The 14,434-nt window shown below is 70.2% G+C and carries 11 protein-coding genes and 1 pseudogene; 1 reads left to right on the top strand and 11 read right to left on the bottom strand.

Annotated elements, in window-relative coordinates; genetic code table 11:
* Positions 1-35: 35 nt before the first annotated feature.
* The 11 genes and pseudogenes from G3I77_RS05500 to uvrC form a co-directional block, all read right to left on the bottom strand.
* Positions 36-1,259: pseudogene (locus G3I77_RS05500) on the bottom strand (MFS transporter); the annotation flags it as partial.
* Between the two features lie 126 nt (positions 1,260-1,385).
* A complete protein-coding gene (locus tag G3I77_RS05495) occupies positions 1,386-1,721 on the bottom strand; it encodes an RNA polymerase-binding protein RbpA (RefSeq protein WP_003957010.1) in 336 nt (111 codons plus the stop codon).
* A gap of 207 nt (positions 1,722-1,928) precedes the next feature.
* On the bottom strand, positions 1,929-2,159 hold the full coding sequence (gene secG, locus G3I77_RS05490) for a preprotein translocase subunit SecG (RefSeq protein WP_016826779.1): 231 nt from the start codon (positions 2,157-2,159) through the stop codon (positions 1,929-1,931).
* A gap of 101 nt (positions 2,160-2,260) precedes the next feature.
* Complete coding sequence (tpiA, locus tag G3I77_RS05485; protein WP_248501403.1) at positions 2,261-3,037, bottom strand: triose-phosphate isomerase; 777 nt, start codon at positions 3,035-3,037, stop codon at positions 2,261-2,263.
* A 5-nt stretch (positions 3,038-3,042) separates the two neighbouring features.
* Positions 3,043-4,254 carry a phosphoglycerate kinase gene (gene pgk, locus G3I77_RS05480; protein ID WP_248501402.1) on the bottom strand — a complete coding sequence of 404 codons (1,212 nt, stop codon included), beginning with the start codon at positions 4,252-4,254 and terminating at the stop codon, positions 3,043-3,045.
* A gap of 142 nt (positions 4,255-4,396) precedes the next feature.
* Positions 4,397-5,404, bottom strand: a complete 1,008-nt coding sequence (gene gap, locus G3I77_RS05475; protein ID WP_248501401.1) for a type I glyceraldehyde-3-phosphate dehydrogenase — start codon at positions 5,402-5,404, stop codon at positions 4,397-4,399.
* A gap of 227 nt (positions 5,405-5,631) precedes the next feature.
* Positions 5,632-8,586: a M14 family metallopeptidase gene (locus G3I77_RS05470; RefSeq protein WP_248501400.1), complete on the bottom strand. Its 2,955-nt coding sequence runs from the start codon at positions 8,584-8,586 to the stop codon at positions 5,632-5,634.
* Positions 8,587-8,737: 151 nt separating this feature from the next.
* Positions 8,738-9,727: a DNA-binding protein WhiA gene (whiA, locus tag G3I77_RS05465; protein WP_031143855.1), complete on the bottom strand. Its 990-nt coding sequence runs from the start codon at positions 9,725-9,727 to the stop codon at positions 8,738-8,740.
* On the bottom strand, positions 9,718-10,794 hold the full coding sequence (gene yvcK, locus G3I77_RS05460) for a uridine diphosphate-N-acetylglucosamine-binding protein YvcK (protein ID WP_248501399.1): 1,077 nt from the start codon (positions 10,792-10,794) through the stop codon (positions 9,718-9,720). Before yvcK ends, whiA begins: the two co-directional genes overlap by 10 nt.
* Positions 10,791-11,750: an RNase adapter RapZ gene (gene rapZ, locus G3I77_RS05455; protein ID WP_248501398.1), complete on the bottom strand. Its 960-nt coding sequence runs from the start codon at positions 11,748-11,750 to the stop codon at positions 10,791-10,793. The genes yvcK and rapZ overlap by 4 nt, the downstream gene beginning before the upstream one ends.
* The gene (uvrC, locus tag G3I77_RS05450; protein ID WP_248501397.1) at positions 11,747-13,858 is read right to left on the bottom strand and encodes an excinuclease ABC subunit UvrC; all 2,112 of its coding nucleotides are present in this window, start codon (positions 13,856-13,858) and stop codon (positions 11,747-11,749) included. The genes rapZ and uvrC overlap by 4 nt, the downstream gene beginning before the upstream one ends.
* A 263-nt stretch (positions 13,859-14,121) precedes the next feature.
* Between uvrC and G3I77_RS05445 the strand changes: the two genes are divergently transcribed.
* Positions 14,122-14,274 carry a hypothetical protein gene (locus tag G3I77_RS05445; RefSeq protein ID WP_248501396.1) on the top strand — a complete coding sequence of 51 codons (153 nt, stop codon included), beginning with the start codon at positions 14,122-14,124 and terminating at the stop codon, positions 14,272-14,274.
* The last annotated feature ends 160 nt before the right edge of the window (positions 14,275-14,434 follow it).

Genomic DNA, 14,434 nt, shown 5'->3' with positions numbered 1-14,434 from the left:
ACATCGGCTGTCGTGGCGCCGTCCTCCGGCTCAACAACAGATACGTTCACCTGGAGCACGGGTATCAGCGCGATGACGGCGAGGACGAAGAAGGCGGCCGTGAGCAGGGGCGGGGTGTTCGGCCCCCGGGCGGCGGCGACGGCTCCGCCCAGCAGGGCGCCGAGGGGCACCCCGGCGAAGGCCAGGGTCCGGAAGGCCGAGCTGACCCGGCCCAGGAGTCCGGCGGGGCTGCGCTCCTGCATGAGGGTCGTCGTGTTGACGTTCCACACCATGCCCAGGAGCCCGAAGACGGCCAGAGCGCCCACCAGCACGGCCAGGCTGCGTACGGTGCCCATGACGACGAGGAGGGCGGTCTGCACCGAGCCGGCGAGCAGCACCGACCGCAGCCGGCCGAGCCGCGCCACCAGCCGGGCGTTCACCACTCCTCCGGCCAGGCTGCCCAGGGTGAAGGCGGTGCCCGCTGCCGCGTATCCGGCGGGGCCCGCCCGGAGCCAGTCGGTGACGAGGACGACCAGCATGGCGAGCTGGGTGCCCATGCCGATGTTGCACAGGGCCGTGGCGGTGCACAGGGCCCGCAGGGCACGGTCGCGCCACAGGGTGCGCAGTCCCTCGGCGATCTCCCGGCGCAGCGTGCTGCCCGCCGGTCTCGGCTTCCGGCCGGACTCGGCGGCCGGCAGGGAGGCGATCAGCGCGGCGGCCACGAGGAAGGTCACGGCGTCGGCCGCGAACGGCACGGCCGTACCGGCTGCCAGCAGCAGCGGCACGACGGGTCCGCCGAGCAGGCCGCCGGCGATGCGCTGGCCCGTCATCAGCCGGGCGTTGGCGCTGCCGAGCGCGTCCCGCTCGACCAGGACGGGCAGCAGGGCCGTGGCGGCGTTGTCGAAGAGGGTCTGGAGGGTGGTGAGGGCGACGGCCAGCACGATGAGCAGGCCGATCGAGGCGTGTCCGAGCGCGACGGCCACCGCGAAGGCGGCGACCAGCAGCCCGCGTAATGCGTCCACCGTCCACATGGCCCGCCGCTGGTCCACCCGGTCGGCGACGGCCCCGCCGAGCAGGCCGAAGACGATCCAGGGCAGATAGCCGCAGGCCGTGACGGAGGCGATGAGCAGCGGATCGTCGGTCAGCGTGACGGCCAGCAGGGGCAGCGCGGCCGTCCGCAGTGCGTCGCCGAAGCTGGACAGCACGGCGGCGCTCCACAGCCGTCCGAAGCCCCCACGCCACGCGGGCGCGCGCAAGCTCCCCGCCTCGACCGTCGCCACCGCTCCCCCTCATGGTTCGTCCGATGCACAAACCGTAGAGGGCACCACTGACAATCGGTCGCGGCGGCGAAAGACGGGAAGGCAGCTCCGGCCGGGCACCTGCTGGTGCCCGGCCGGTCTCGACTTCTAGATCTCGCCCCGCAGTTTGGCGAGCGCCTCGGCGAGGATCGCCTCGCCGTCCGCGTCGCTGCGCCGCTCCCGCACATACGCCAGGTGCGTCTTGTAGGGCTCGGTGCGCGGCGGGTCCGGCGGGTTGTCCCGGTCCTGGCCGGCCGGAAAGCCGCAGCGGGGGCAGTCCCAGGTATCGGGCACCTGCGCGTCGCTGGCGAAGCTCGGCTGGGTCTCGTGTCCGTTGGAGCACCAGAAGGAGATGCGCAGCCGCGGCGCGGACTCGCCGCGCTCGGCCTCGCCCATCGGCCCCGCCCCGACCCGGCTTCCCCGGATCGCGTTGCCACTTGCCACGGTCGTAACTCCCTGCGTAATGGTGCCGCGAAGCGAGTCGGCGTTCCGCTTCGCTGCGAGCGCCTCAGTCTACGTAAGGCCCAACGCGCGTCCAGTGATTGGAGTTACAACCCTCACACCTAGACGCAAGCCCCATGATAGGCCGCGCTCAGCTGCGCGTACCGAACATGGGGCCTTACGTACGAGTCCGTGCGGATTGCGGCTCGGTCAGTTGTTCACCTTCATCATGATGCCGAGCACGACAATGCACGCGAACCACAACAGACCGACCACGACGGTGATCCGGTCGAGGTTGCGCTCGGCGACCGAGGAGCCGCCGACGGAGGACTGCATGCCGCCACCGAACATGTCGGAGAGGCCGCCGCCCTTCCCCTTGTGCATCAGCACCAGCAGCATCAGCAGCAGGCTGAAGACGATCAGGGCGATGGAGAACCCCAGAACCACGGCTGGACCAACTTCCTCGGATGCGGATGGACGACGCGGGGCCCAGCACAGCGCTGGACCCCGCAAGGGTACGACGGATCGCCGCTACGGCCTACTCACTGGTCACGGAAGCGCACGATCTTGACGAACTCGTCGGCGTCGAGCGACGCGCCGCCGACCAGGGCGCCGTCGATGTCGGCCTGGGCCATGATCTCGGCGACGTTGCCCGACTTCACCGAGCCGCCGTACTGGATGCGGACCTTGCCGGCCAGCTCCTGCGAGTACAGCTCGGCGATCTTGCCGCGGATCGCCGCGCAGACCTCCTGGGCGTCCTCGGCGCCGCAGACCTTGCCGGTGCCGATGGCCCAGACGGGCTCATAGGCGATCACGACGGTCTCGGCCTGCTCGGCGGGGAGGTCCTTCAGACCGCCCTCGACCTGGGCGAGGGTGTGGGAGACGTGGTTGCCCGCCTCGCGGACCTCCAGCTCCTCGCCGACGCACAGGATCGGGGTCAGGCCGTGCTTGTAGGCGGCCTTGACCTTGGCGTTCACCAGCTCGTCGGTCTCGGCGTGGTACTGGCGGCGCTCGCTGTGGCCGATGGCGACATACGTGCACTTGAGCTTGGCCAGCATGGGGCCGGAGATCTCGCCGGTGAAGGCACCGCTGTCGTGCGCCGAGATGTCCTGGGCGCCGTACTTGATCTTGAGCTTGTCGCCGTCGACCAGAGTCTGCACGGAGCGCAGGTCGGTGAAGGGCGGCAGGACGGCGACCTCGACGGCCTCGTAGTCCTTGTCGGCCAGGGCGAAGGCGAGCTTCTGGACGTGGGCGATGGCCTCGAGGTGGTTGAGGTTCATCTTCCAGTTGCCCGCCATCAGCGGCGTGCGCGTGCTCATTAAGGTCAGTCCTCCAGTGCGGCGAGGCCGGGGAGCGTCTTGCCCTCGAGGTATTCGAGGGAGGCGCCACCACCGGTCGAGATGTGGCCGAATGCGTTCTCGTCGAAGCCCAGGATGCGGACGGCCGCGGCGGAGTCGCCACCGCCGACCACCGTGAAGGCCTGGGAGTCGAGGAGAGCCTGGGCGACCGCCTTGGTGCCCTCGGCGAAATCGGGGTGTTCGAAGACGCCCATGGGGCCGTTCCAGAAGACGGTGGCGGCGTCGACGATCTTCGAGGCGTACAGCTTGCGTGACTCGGGGCCGATGTCCAGGCCCATCTGGCCGGCCGGCATGGCATCCGCGGCGACGGTGCTGGGCCCGGCCGGAGCCTTGGTCTTCAGGTCCGGGAACTCCGGCGCGACCACGACATCCACGGGCAGAACCAGCTCGACGCCGTTCTTCTCGGCCCGCGCGATGTACTCCTGGACGACCGGAAGCTGGTCCTCCTGGACCAGGGAGGAGCCGATCTCGTGGCCCTTGGCCTTGAGGAAGGTGAAGACCATGCCGCCGCCGATGAGCAGGCGGTCGGCCTTACCGAGCAGCTGGTCGATGACGGCGAGCTTGTCGGACACCTTGGCGCCGCCCAGGACGACGGCGTAGGGCCGCTTGACGTCGTCGGTGAGCTTCCTCAGGACGCCGACCTCGGTGGCGATGAGGTAACCGGCGTAGTGCGGCAGGCGGGCCGGGAGGTCGAAGACCGAGGCGTGCCTCCGGTGCACCGCGCCGAAGCCGTCGCCGACGTAGACGTCCGCGAGGGCGGCGAGCTGGTCGGCGAAGGCGCCGCGCTCGGCGTCGTCCTTGCTCGTCTCACCGGCGTTGAAGCGCAGGTTCTCGACGACCGCGACCTGGCCGTCGGCGAGGCCGGCGACGGTGGCCCGGGCGGACTCGCCGACCGTGTCGGCCGCGAAGGCCACGTCCGACCCGAGGAGCTCGCCGAGACGCGCGGCGGCCGGGGCGAGGGAGAAGGCCGGGTCCGGGGCGCCCTTGGGGCGGCCCAGGTGGGAGGCGACGACGACCCGGGCGCCCGCGTCGGCGAGGGCCTTGACCGTGGGCAGCACGGCGCGGATGCGGCCGTCGTCGGTGATGCGCGTGCCGTCCAGCGGCACGTTCAGATCGGCGCGGACGAAGACCCGCTTGCCCGCGACCCCTTCGGTGAGGAGTTCGTCGATCGTCTTCATGAAGGGACTCCTGAAAGAGCTCGTGATCGCTCGTAAGCGCTCGTGATCGAACAGCTCTGATCTGTACGTGAGTCAGGGCTCGGACGGCGCGTCCTCGCGCCGCCCGAGCCCTGCTCTCACATGGACGTGCCTGCTCGTTTGATCAGAGCTGGTTGCCGACGAAGACCGTAAGGTCCACGAGGCGGTTGGAGTAGCCCCACTCGTTGTCGTACCAGCCGATGACCTTCACGTTCTTGCCTTCCTGGACCATGGTCAGGGAGGAGTCGAAGGTGCAGGACGCCGGGGCGTTCACGATGTCGGAGGAGACGATCGGGTCCTCGGTGTACTCGAGGATGCCCTTGAGCTCGCCCTCCGCGGCCTTCTGGAAGGCCGCGTTGACCTCTTCCTTGGTGACCTCGCGGCCGAGCTCCAGCACCAGGTCGGTGACCGAGCCGGTCGGGACCGGGACGCGCATCGCCATGCCGTCCAGCTTGCCCTTGAGCTGCGGCAGGACCAGCGCGGTGGCCTTGGCGGCACCCGTGGTGGTCGGAATGATGTTCTCGGCGGCGGCACGCGCGCGACGCAGGTCCTTGTGCGGGAAGTCCAGGATGCGCTGGTCGTTGGTGTACGCGTGCACCGTCGTCATCAGGCCCTTGACGATGCCGAAGTTCTCGTCGAGGACCTTCGCCATCGGCGCCACACAGTTGGTGGTGCAGGAGGCGTTGGAGATGACGTGGTGGTTCGCCGGGTCGTACTTGTCCTGGTTGACGCCCATCACGATGGTGACGTCCTCGTCCTTGGCCGGAGCCGAGATGAGGACCTTCTTCGCGCCACCGGCGATGTGCTTCTCGGCGTCGGCCTTCTTGGTGAAGATGCCGGTCGACTCGATGACGATGTCGACGCCCAGCTCGCCCCACGGGATGTCGGCGGGGTTGCGCTCGGCGAGGACCTTGATGGTCTTGCCGTCGACGGTGATCGTGTCGGCGGTGTGCGTGACCTCCTGCTTGAGGCGGCCCAGGATGGTGTCGTACTTCAGCAGGTGCGCGGTGGTCGCGGTGTCACCCAGGTCGTTGACAGCCACGATCTCGATGTCTGCACCCTGCTCCAGCAGCGCGCGGAAGTAGTTGCGACCGATACGACCGAAGCCGTTGATGCCTACGCGGATCGTCACGAACCGATCTCCTCGTTGGTACGCCGGCCATGCGGTGCCGGCGAGCTCTGTTTGGGATGTCCCCGACCGCCTACGACCCTACCTCTCTGAAGCCGCGGTGGTGACATCCAGATGCCTCATACGCGGCAGGGCGGTCCGTACCCGCCAGTAGGGGTACGGACCGCCCACCGCCGCGCGCAAGATCACTCGATTTCGCTACAGGGCGGGTTCCCTGTTGACCAGGGATGTCACCCGTCCAGGGAAGCGAGCGCCTTCCTCATCAGTGCCGCCCGGTCGGCCGCTGCGGTGACGTGCTCCAGGCCGAAGCCCAGCAGCACGGTGTCGTCCGTGGTGACCGCGCCGTACGTCTGGAACAGGGCGCCGGTGCGTGCCCAGTCCTTGAGGACGGCCGGGCTGCCCTCGGGCGGTCCGGCGACCTTCCAGGCGCCGAGCGAGGTCTCGAAGCCCTCGGTCTCCTTCGCCGCGCCGCCCACGACGAGCGAGGCGTCGTCGGCGAGGACGCCGTGCCCGCCGCTGCCCGGATCGGTGACGTAGCTGATCGCGACCTCGACCGTCTTGCCCGCGTAGGCGCCCAGGTCGAAGTTCACCTGCTGCCAGCCGCTGGAGGAGCCCGTGAGGCTGTTCCACGTACCGGTGGTGCCGGTCGCGGTGCAGCCGTCGGCCGCCACGGTCAGGTAGTGCTTCAGCCACGGGTGCTCGTTGACGTAGAACCCGCCCTGGCACTCCGTCGGCACGGCCGTCCTGGTGGCGCCGCCCAGCTCGGGGAGGGTGGTCCAGTCGTCGGCGCCGGCGGTGTGGGCCTCCACGATGGCGTGGTCGTAGCCGGACTCCGTGTCCCACAGCAGCTGGGTACGCAGGGTGGGCTTCTCGGAGGCGGTGATGCCGGTGAGGTCCACGGTACGGGTGAGGCGCTTGTAGGCGTCGTCGGTGTGGACGGCTGCGGCCATCGAGGAGCCCGCGAACGGGCCGTACGGGTTGACCGTGCCGGCGAACTGCCCGGCCCCCTTGCTCGCGAACTGCGGGAACTCGCCGGTGCCCAGCTCGTCGGAGGTGACGCTGTAGGTACCGGCCTTGTCCAGCGGGTTGCCGGGGGCAGCGCTCAGTGGGCTGGTGACGCCGCCCAGCTCGCCGGAGCCGGTGAACCCGGTGGCCCCGGGGGTGGCGGTGCGGGTGTAGGCGCCCAGGTAGTACTGGCCGAAGTCGTTCGACAGCGCGCCGCCGCCGAGGTCGACGTTGCCGCCTGCCTGCTCGCCGGCCTCGATGAGCCGACCGCCCTCGTTGAGGAAGGCCCGCAGCTGGAGCTGGGTGGCGACGCCCGGGACGCTCGCGCCCGTGTAGTGGGCGACGGTGTCGAAGTGGCTCAGCACGCCCAGCGCGTCCGGCGCGCCCTGCTTGGCCACGTCCCAGACGATCGCCTTGCGGCCGCTCGCCTTGAGCGCGTCCACGTACGTCTGCGCCTGCGTGGCGGCAGCACCCTCCTCGGCGACGACGAGGGTGTTCGCCCGGGGCCGCTCGGCGACGGTGTAGGTGAAGCGCTCACTGGAGACCTTCTTGCCGTTCTTCGCCTCGCCGGTGAACCACACCTCGACCTTGTCGCCCGGTTCGCCGTCCTTGACCTTGGCCCGGTACTCGTCGAAGTAGAGGTTGTCCTCACCGCCGTAGGTCTCGCCCCCCTTCCAGGGCTTGAGCGCCATGTCCTCGGTGCGGCCGCCGTTGACGCGGTACTTGAGTTCCTTGTCGCGCACCGACTTCCGTACGACGACGGAGACCTCCTGGTCGGCGCCGCGGGAGTACGACGTGCCGAACGCGGCCGGGGTGAAGTCGGCGGCGCTCAGGCCGACCGACGAGGACGGCCGGTCGGGGCGGGCGGCGGACTCGGCGACGGAGAGCGCGAACGGGACGTTCTTGGCGAACTCCTGCTGGATCAGCTTCTCGTCGTCCGGGAAGGTGAAGACCGACTGGCAGTCGGATGCCTTCCACTCGTCGTTCGGGTAGAGGTCCGAGACGGTCTGGCAGGTCGACATCTCGGGGGTGAACATCGCCAGGCCGTTGACGTTCGCCGCGTGGCCGTCCGCCTCGCCGTTGGTGGTGTACAGCTCGGAGGAGAGCTGCGGGTGGTAGCCGGGGATCGCGGAGTTGTCGGGCGTACCGGCGAGCGCCTTGTACAGGACGTCGTCCGGGGTGTGCGTGGCCACCTGCCAGCCGACTCCGTAGAGGATGAGTTCGGCGGCGGAATGGTAGTTGATGCCGTACGTGAAGCCGATCCGCTTCTGGAAGGCGTCCAGGGCCTGGGTCTCCGGCTCGGAGCCCGGGCCCGCGCCGCGGTAGGTCTGGCTGGTGGGGTTGGGGGACGAGCCCTCGTCGTCGTAGCCCCACTTGTAGGCGAAGTTGCGGTTGAGGTCGACGCCGTCACCGGTGGTGATGGTGCCGTCGCCGTTGACGTCCCGCAGGTTCTTGCGCCACTGCCGGTTGGCGGGGTCCGCGAAGGTGTAGTCGTAGCCGTCGGGGTTGGCCGACAGCAGGAACCACAGCTCGGTGGAGTCGACGAGCTTCTTGACGCGCCGGTCCTTCTTGTAGTTGTCCAGGTAGTGGTGCATCAGGCGCCGGGTCATCTCCGGCGTGATCCACTCGCGCGCGTGCTGGTTGGACATGTAGAGGACGGACGGCTTGGAGCCGTCCTTCGTCTTCTTCGCACCCTTGGTGAGCTTCAGCGCGAGGATGTCCTGGCCCTTGATGGTCTTGCCGATGGAGACGACCTTGGTGAGGCCCGGATTCTCCTGCGCGGTCCGCAGGAGTTCCTCGCGCAGGCCGCCCTTGCCGCTGTACGGGCGGAACACGCCCTCTGCGGCGTCCTCGACGCGGGCCTCGGCCCGGGTGGAGAGTTCGTGCTCGGTGAGGCCGACGCCCTGCTTCTCCAGCTTCTTCGCCTGCTGGTCCGTCAGGTAGGCCTCGACGGTCGCGGTGCCCTTCTCGGGCACCCGCTCACTCAGTTCGTGGCCGTCCTGGCCGGCCGCCAGCAGCAGGGGTACCTGCTGCTGGGTGACCTCGGCGCGGAAGACCTTGACTTCGTCCGGGTCGGACGGGGTCGAACTCCCCGGTTGTGCCTGGGCGATGGGTGCGAAGCTCGCTCCGCCGATCAGGAGCGCGCCGACAGCGAGGATCGATCTCGCTCTTCGTCTCATGAACCCCCCTAGCGTGGGTCCGCCACAGCAGCGAACAGATGCCAGGCTCATGACAGTCCATGATCGAGTCAAGGGTGCCTCAACGACACGCAGAAGCCGGTGCCGGTCACCCAAGTGGGCGTCGGCACCGGCTTCTTGACGTCGTGTGGGATCAGCCCACCAGGTTGTCCGCCAGCTCGTCGCTGAGGTTGGCCTCCGTGCCCGGGATGCCGAGGTCGGAGGCGCGCTTGTCGGCCATGGCCAGCAGGCGGCGGATCCGGCCGGCGACCGCGTCCTTGGTCAGCGGCGGGTCGGCGAGCGCGCCCAGTTCCTCCAGGGAGGCCTGCTTGTGCTCCATGCGCAGCCGGCCGGCGGCGGCGAGGTGCTCGGGCACGTCGTCGGCGAGGATCTCCAGGGCGCGCTGCACGCGGGCACCGGCCGCGACGGCCGCGCGGGCCGAGCGGCGCAGATTGGCGTCGTCGAAGTTGGCGAGCCGGTTCGCCGTGGCGCGCACCTCACGGCGCATCCGGCGCTCCTCCCAGGCCAGCACCGACTCGTGCGCGCCGAGGCGGGTCAACAGCGCGCCGATCGCGTCACCGTCCCGGACGACGACCCGGTCCACACCGCGCACCTCGCGGGCCTTGGCGGCGATCGACAGCCGGCGGGCGGCACCGACCAGGGCGAGCGCTGCCTCGGGACCCGGGCACGTCACCTCCAGGGAGGAGGAGCGGCCCGGCTCGGTGAGCGAGCCGTGCGCCAGGAACGCGCCACGCCAGGCGGCCTCGGCGTCGCAGGTGGCCCCCGAGACCACCTGCGGGGGCAGGCCGCGGATCGGGCGGCCCCGCCCGTCGACCAGGCCGGTCTGGCGAGCGAGCTGGTCGCCGCCCGCCACGACCCGCACCACGTAACGCGAGCCTCGGCGCAGCCCGCCCGGAGCCATCACGATCAGCTCGGAGCTGTGGCCGAAGATCTCCAGAATGTCCCGCTTGAGCCGGCGGGCCGCCATCGCCGTGTCCAGCTCCGCCTCGATCACGATCCGACCGCTCACCAGGTGAAGGCCGCCGGCGAACCGCAGAATGGCGGAGACCTCCGCCTTTCTGCAGCAGGTCCGGGTGACGGGGAGCCGGGAGATCTCATCCTTCACCGCTGCCGTCATCGCCATGGGCCGATCCTTCCATGCATCCGAAAAATACGGTCGTACGCGGCGGCCAACAGCTCCGGGTCGTGCCTCGGGGTGCCGTCGGGCCGGGCCACCGGCGCCAGCTCGACCGCGGCCCCGAACCGCTTGGCGGCATCGGTCAGGGAGTCACGGTCGGGCACGGCGGCCTCGTCGGCCAGCACCACGTCCAGGGCGAGTTTAGGGGCGTGTCGTCCCAAAACCTCCAAATGACGCTGCGGGGAGAAGCCCTCGGTTTCTCCGGGCTGCGGCGCGAGGTTCAGGGAGAGCACCCGGCGGGCCTTCGTCTGCGTGAGCGCGTCCAGCAGCTCGGGCACGAGCAGGTGCGGGATGACCGAGGAGAACCATGAGCCGGGGCCGAGCACCACCCAGTCCGCGTCCAGGACGGCCGCGACCGCCTCGGGCACGGCCGGCGGGTCGTTCGGCACGAGGTGCACGGACTGCACCTCACCCGGGGTGAGGGCGACGGTCGCCTGACCGCGGACCGTGTCGACCTCCTCCGGGCGCGCCGGGTCGTGGCCCTTGACCAGGGCCTGGAGCTCCAGTGGCACGGCGGACATCGGCAGCACGCGCCCCTGGGCGCCCAGCAGCCGTCCGACCAGGTCGAGGGCCTGGACATGGTCGCCGAGCTGCTCCCACAGGGCGACGATCAGCAGATTGCCGACCGCGTGCTCGTGGAGGTCGCCCTGGGACTGGAAGCGGTGCTGGATGACCCGGGCCCAGGTCTGGCCCCAGTCGTCGTCGCCGCACAGCGCGGCCAGCGCCTTGCGCAGGTCGCCGGGCGGCAGCACGCCCAGCTCGTCGCGCAGCCGGCCGCTGGAGCCGCCGTCGTCGGCCACGGTGACGACGGCGGTGAGGTCACCGGTGATCCGGCGCAGCGCGGCGAGCGAGGCCGACAGGCCCATGCCGCCGCCGAGGGCGACGACCTTCGGCTGGGTGCCCCGGCGGCGCGCTCTGCCGCCGCGGGCCTCGGCGGGCCGGCCGCCCTTGGCGCCGTTGACCTCGGGCACCACCCGGCGCAGCCGGCTCAGCCGCGGTGTACGTCGTGTCATTCGCGTCCCATGTCCCGGTGTACGACCACCGTCTCCACGCCCTCGGCGGCGAGCCGGGCGGCGAGCTTCTCCGACATGGCGACCGAGCGGTGCTTGCCGCCGGTGCAGCCCACGGCGATGGTCACATAGCGCTTGCCCTCACGGCGGTAGCCGGTGGCGACGAGCTGGAGGAGCTCCGTGTAGCGGTCGAGGAACTCCTTGGCGCCGGGCTGGTTGAAGACGTACCCGGCGACCTCGTCGTTGAGGCCCGTGTACGGGCGCAGCTCCGGGACCCAGTGCGGGTTCGGCAGGAAGCGGCAGTCGACGACGAGGTCGGCGTCGACCGGCAGGCCGTACTTGTAGCCGAACGACATCACCGTGGCCCGCAGCTCCGGCTCCTCCTCGCCGGCGAACTGGGCGTCCATCTTGGCGCGCAGCTCGTGCACGTTCAGGCTGGAGGTGTCGATCACCAGGTCGGCGTCGCCGCGCAGCTCGCGCAGCAGTTCGCGTTCGGCGTCGATGCCGTCGACGATGCGGCCGTCGCCCTGCAGGGGGTGCGGGCGGCGCACCGACTCGAAGCGGCGGACCAGGGCCTCGTCGGAGGACTCCAGGAAGACGATCCGCCGCGTGACGTTCTTGGCCTCGAGGTCGGCGAGGGACTCGCGGAGGTTGTCGAAGAAGCGGCGGCCGCGGACGTCGACGACGACGGCGATCCGCGCCACGTTGCCCTGGGAGCGGGCGCCGAGCTCCACCATGGTGGGGATCAGCGCGGGCGGCAGGTTGTCGACGACGAACCAGCCGAGGTCCTCCAGGCACTTCGCCGCCGTGGAGCGCCCGGCTCCGGACATGCCGGAGATGATCACCAGCTCGGGAATGGCCGCGTCCGGGACCGGGGCCTTCTCGTTGGGCGTGCCCGTACTCACCTGTGCTCCGTCTCCGGCTTGCTCGTGTTGCCCGTCGTGCTCGTTCACATTCATGTCTCCTGCCCCCGTCGTTCGTCCGGGGCGCCCATCGTCACGGGTTCCCCACTGGAACCCATGGTGCCGGGTTCCTCCTCCATGATCTCTCCAGTCGCCGTGTTGACGGCGGGTGCGGCCGAGGCCGAGCGGGCGAGGGCCACCGCGATCGTCTCGGCCGTCTTGCGGCCTATGCCGGGCACCTCGCAGATCTGCTCGATGGTGGCGGCTCGCAGTTTCTTCAACGAACCGAAGTGCTTCAGAAGTGCCTGCTTGCGTGTGTCCCCGAGGCCGGGGACGTCGTCCAGGGGGCTGGAGCGGAAGCGCTTGGACCGCTTTGTGCGCTGGTAGGTGATCGCGAACCTGTGGGCCTCGTCACGGACGCGCTGGAGCAGGTACAGGCCCTCGCTGGTGCGGGGCAGGACAACCGGGTCGTCATCGCCGGGCAGCCAGACCTCCTCCAGGCGCTTGGCGAGGCCGCACACGGCGATGTCGTCGATGCCCAGCTCGTCCAGGGCACGCTGGGCGGCCGCGACCTGCGGGGCGCCGCCGTCGACGACCACGAGCTGGGGCGGGTAGGCGAACTTCTTGGGGCGGCCGTCGTCCTCGGTGAGGGTGTCCGCGCTGGTGAGGGTGTCCGTGCCGGTGAAGGGGCTCTCACCGATCTCGGTGTTCTCGGCGCTCCCGGCACTCTCGGCGTCCTCGCCGTCCGTCCACTCGCCCGTCTTCTCCTTCTCGGCGAGATAGCGCCGGAAGCGGCGGGTGATCACCTCGTGCATCGAGCGGACGTCGTCCTGTCCGGCGAAGCCCTTGATCTGGAAGCGGCGGTACTCGCTCTTGCGGGCGAGCCCGTCCTCGAAGACGACCATGGAGGCCACGACGTCGTCACCCTGGAGGTGGGAGATGTCGTAGCACTCGATCCGGAGCGGGGCGCTGTCCAGGTCGAGGGCGTCGGCGATCTCCTCCAGAGCGCGCGAGCGCGTGGTCAGGTCGGAGGCGCGCTTGGTCTTGTGCAGCACGAGCGCCTGCTGGGCGTTGCGCTGCACGGTCTCCATGAGGGCTTTCTTGTCGCCGCGCTGCGGGACGCGCAGGGAGACGCCCGAGCCGCGCCGGCCGGTGAGCCACTCCTGGACGGGCTCAACGGGGTCGGGCAGGGCCGGGACCAGGACCTCCTTGGGGACGGCGTCGCCGGTCTCCTCCCCGTACAGCTGCTGCAGGGCGTGCTCGACCAGGGCGCCGGTGGTGATCTCCTCCACCTTGTCGGTGACCCAGCCGCGCTGGCCTCGCACGCGTCCGCCGCGTACGTGGAAGATCTGGACGGCCGCCTCCAGCTCGTCCTCGGCGACCGCGATCAGGTCGGCGTCGGTCGCGTCGGCGAGCACGACCGCGTTCTTCTCCATGGCCTTCTTCAGGGCCCCGATGTCGTCGCGCAACCGGGCCGCCCGCTCGTACTCCATCTCGTCGGCCGCTTCCGCCATCTGCTTCTCCAGGCGGCGGATGTACGTGTTCGTCCGGCCGGTCATGAAGTCGCAGAACTCGTCGGCCAGTTCGCGGTGCTCCTCGGCGGAGACCCGGTCCACGCAAGGGGCCGAGCACTTGCCGATGTAGCCGAGGAGGCAGGGGCGGCCGGTACGGGCGGCGTTCTTGAACACGCCCGCCGAGCAGGTGCGCACGGGGAAGACGCGCAGCAGCAGATCGACGGTGTCGCGGATCGCCCACGCGTGCGCGTACGGTCCGAAGTACCGGACGCCCTTCTTCTTGTGACCGCGCATCACCTGCACGCGCGGGTACTCCTCGTTCATCGTCACCGCGAGGTACGGGTAGCTCTTGTCGTCGCGGTACTTGACGTTGAAACGGGGGTCGTACTCCTTGATCCACGAGTACTCCAGCTGGAGCGCCTCGACCTCCGTGGACACCACCGTCCACTCCACGGACGCGGCCGTGGTGACCATGGAGCGGGTGCGCGGGTGCAGGCCCGCCAGGTCCTGGAAGTAGTTCGCCAGGCGCTGGCGCAGGCTTTTCGCCTTTCCGACGTAGATCACCCGGCGGTGCTCGTCACGGAACCTGTAGACCCCCGGCGAGTCGGGGATCTCACCCGGTTTGGGGCGGTAGCTGGAGGGGTCGGCCATGTCTCACACCCTACTGGCGAGCACCGACAGTCCGGCGCGGCCGCGGGGCACGATCACGGTCCCGGCGGGAGGCAGTTTCCAACGGCATGTCCCGCCGCGGGATTACGGCGGGCCGGTAGCGGGAATGCAGGCTTCCCACGGGGACACGGCGACGTCCGGTGGACGGAGACCGTGTCGGTGCAGACACAGGTTGTCAGTGCGGACCGCCCGCTTCCGAGCGGAATGGGCGGGCCACGGGTCGGAGGGCTGCGCAGATGAAGCGGATGCGGATCGAGAAAACCCGGCGGACGGTCCGTGCCCGCCGGTACGCGGACGAGGCGTTCGCGCTGCGCGACGCCCTGGACCCGCGCGACCCCGACATAGTGCGGGCCAAGCGCCTGGCTCTCAGGGAACAGGGCGGAAGCGGCCGCTCCTAGCAGTACACCTCCACCGCACACGTCCACCGTGAACGCCCGGGGCGCACGCCCCGGGCGTTCGCGTGTCCGGACGGAGCCCGGCCAGGAGCGCGTACGTCACTGTCCGGCATCAAGTGTTGTCGGGACCAGGTCAACACGCTTCAATGCGGGGGAACTCGGG

Origin of the sequence: Streptomyces sp. D2-8, assembly GCF_023184515.1 — a bacterium.
Classification (GTDB): Bacteria; Actinomycetota; Actinomycetes; order Streptomycetales; family Streptomycetaceae; genus Streptomyces.
The sequence above is the reverse complement of the archived record's forward strand: the minus strand, read 5'-3'. Positions and strand labels throughout refer to the sequence as shown.

Coding starts and splice junctions, on each gene's coding strand:
- G3I77_RS05470 (WP_248501400.1), bottom strand. CDS start 8,586: ATGAGACGAAGAGCGAGATCGATCCTCGCTGTCGGCGCGCTCCTGATC.
- whiA (WP_031143855.1), bottom strand. CDS start 9,727: ATGGCGATGACGGCAGCGGTGAAGGATGAGATCTCCCGGCTCCCCGTC.
- pgk (WP_248501402.1), bottom strand. CDS start 4,254: ATGAAGACGATCGACGAACTCCTCACCGAAGGGGTCGCGGGCAAGCGG.
- rapZ (WP_248501398.1), bottom strand. CDS start 11,750: ATGAATGTGAACGAGCACGACGGGCAACACGAGCAAGCCGGAGACGGA.
- G3I77_RS05445 (WP_248501396.1), top strand. CDS start 14,122: ATGCGGATCGAGAAAACCCGGCGGACGGTCCGTGCCCGCCGGTACGCG.
- tpiA (WP_248501403.1), bottom strand. CDS start 3,037: ATGAGCACGCGCACGCCGCTGATGGCGGGCAACTGGAAGATGAACCTC.
- yvcK (WP_248501399.1), bottom strand. CDS start 10,794: ATGACACGACGTACACCGCGGCTGAGCCGGCTGCGCCGGGTGGTGCCC.
- uvrC (WP_248501397.1), bottom strand. CDS start 13,858: ATGGCCGACCCCTCCAGCTACCGCCCCAAACCGGGTGAGATCCCCGAC.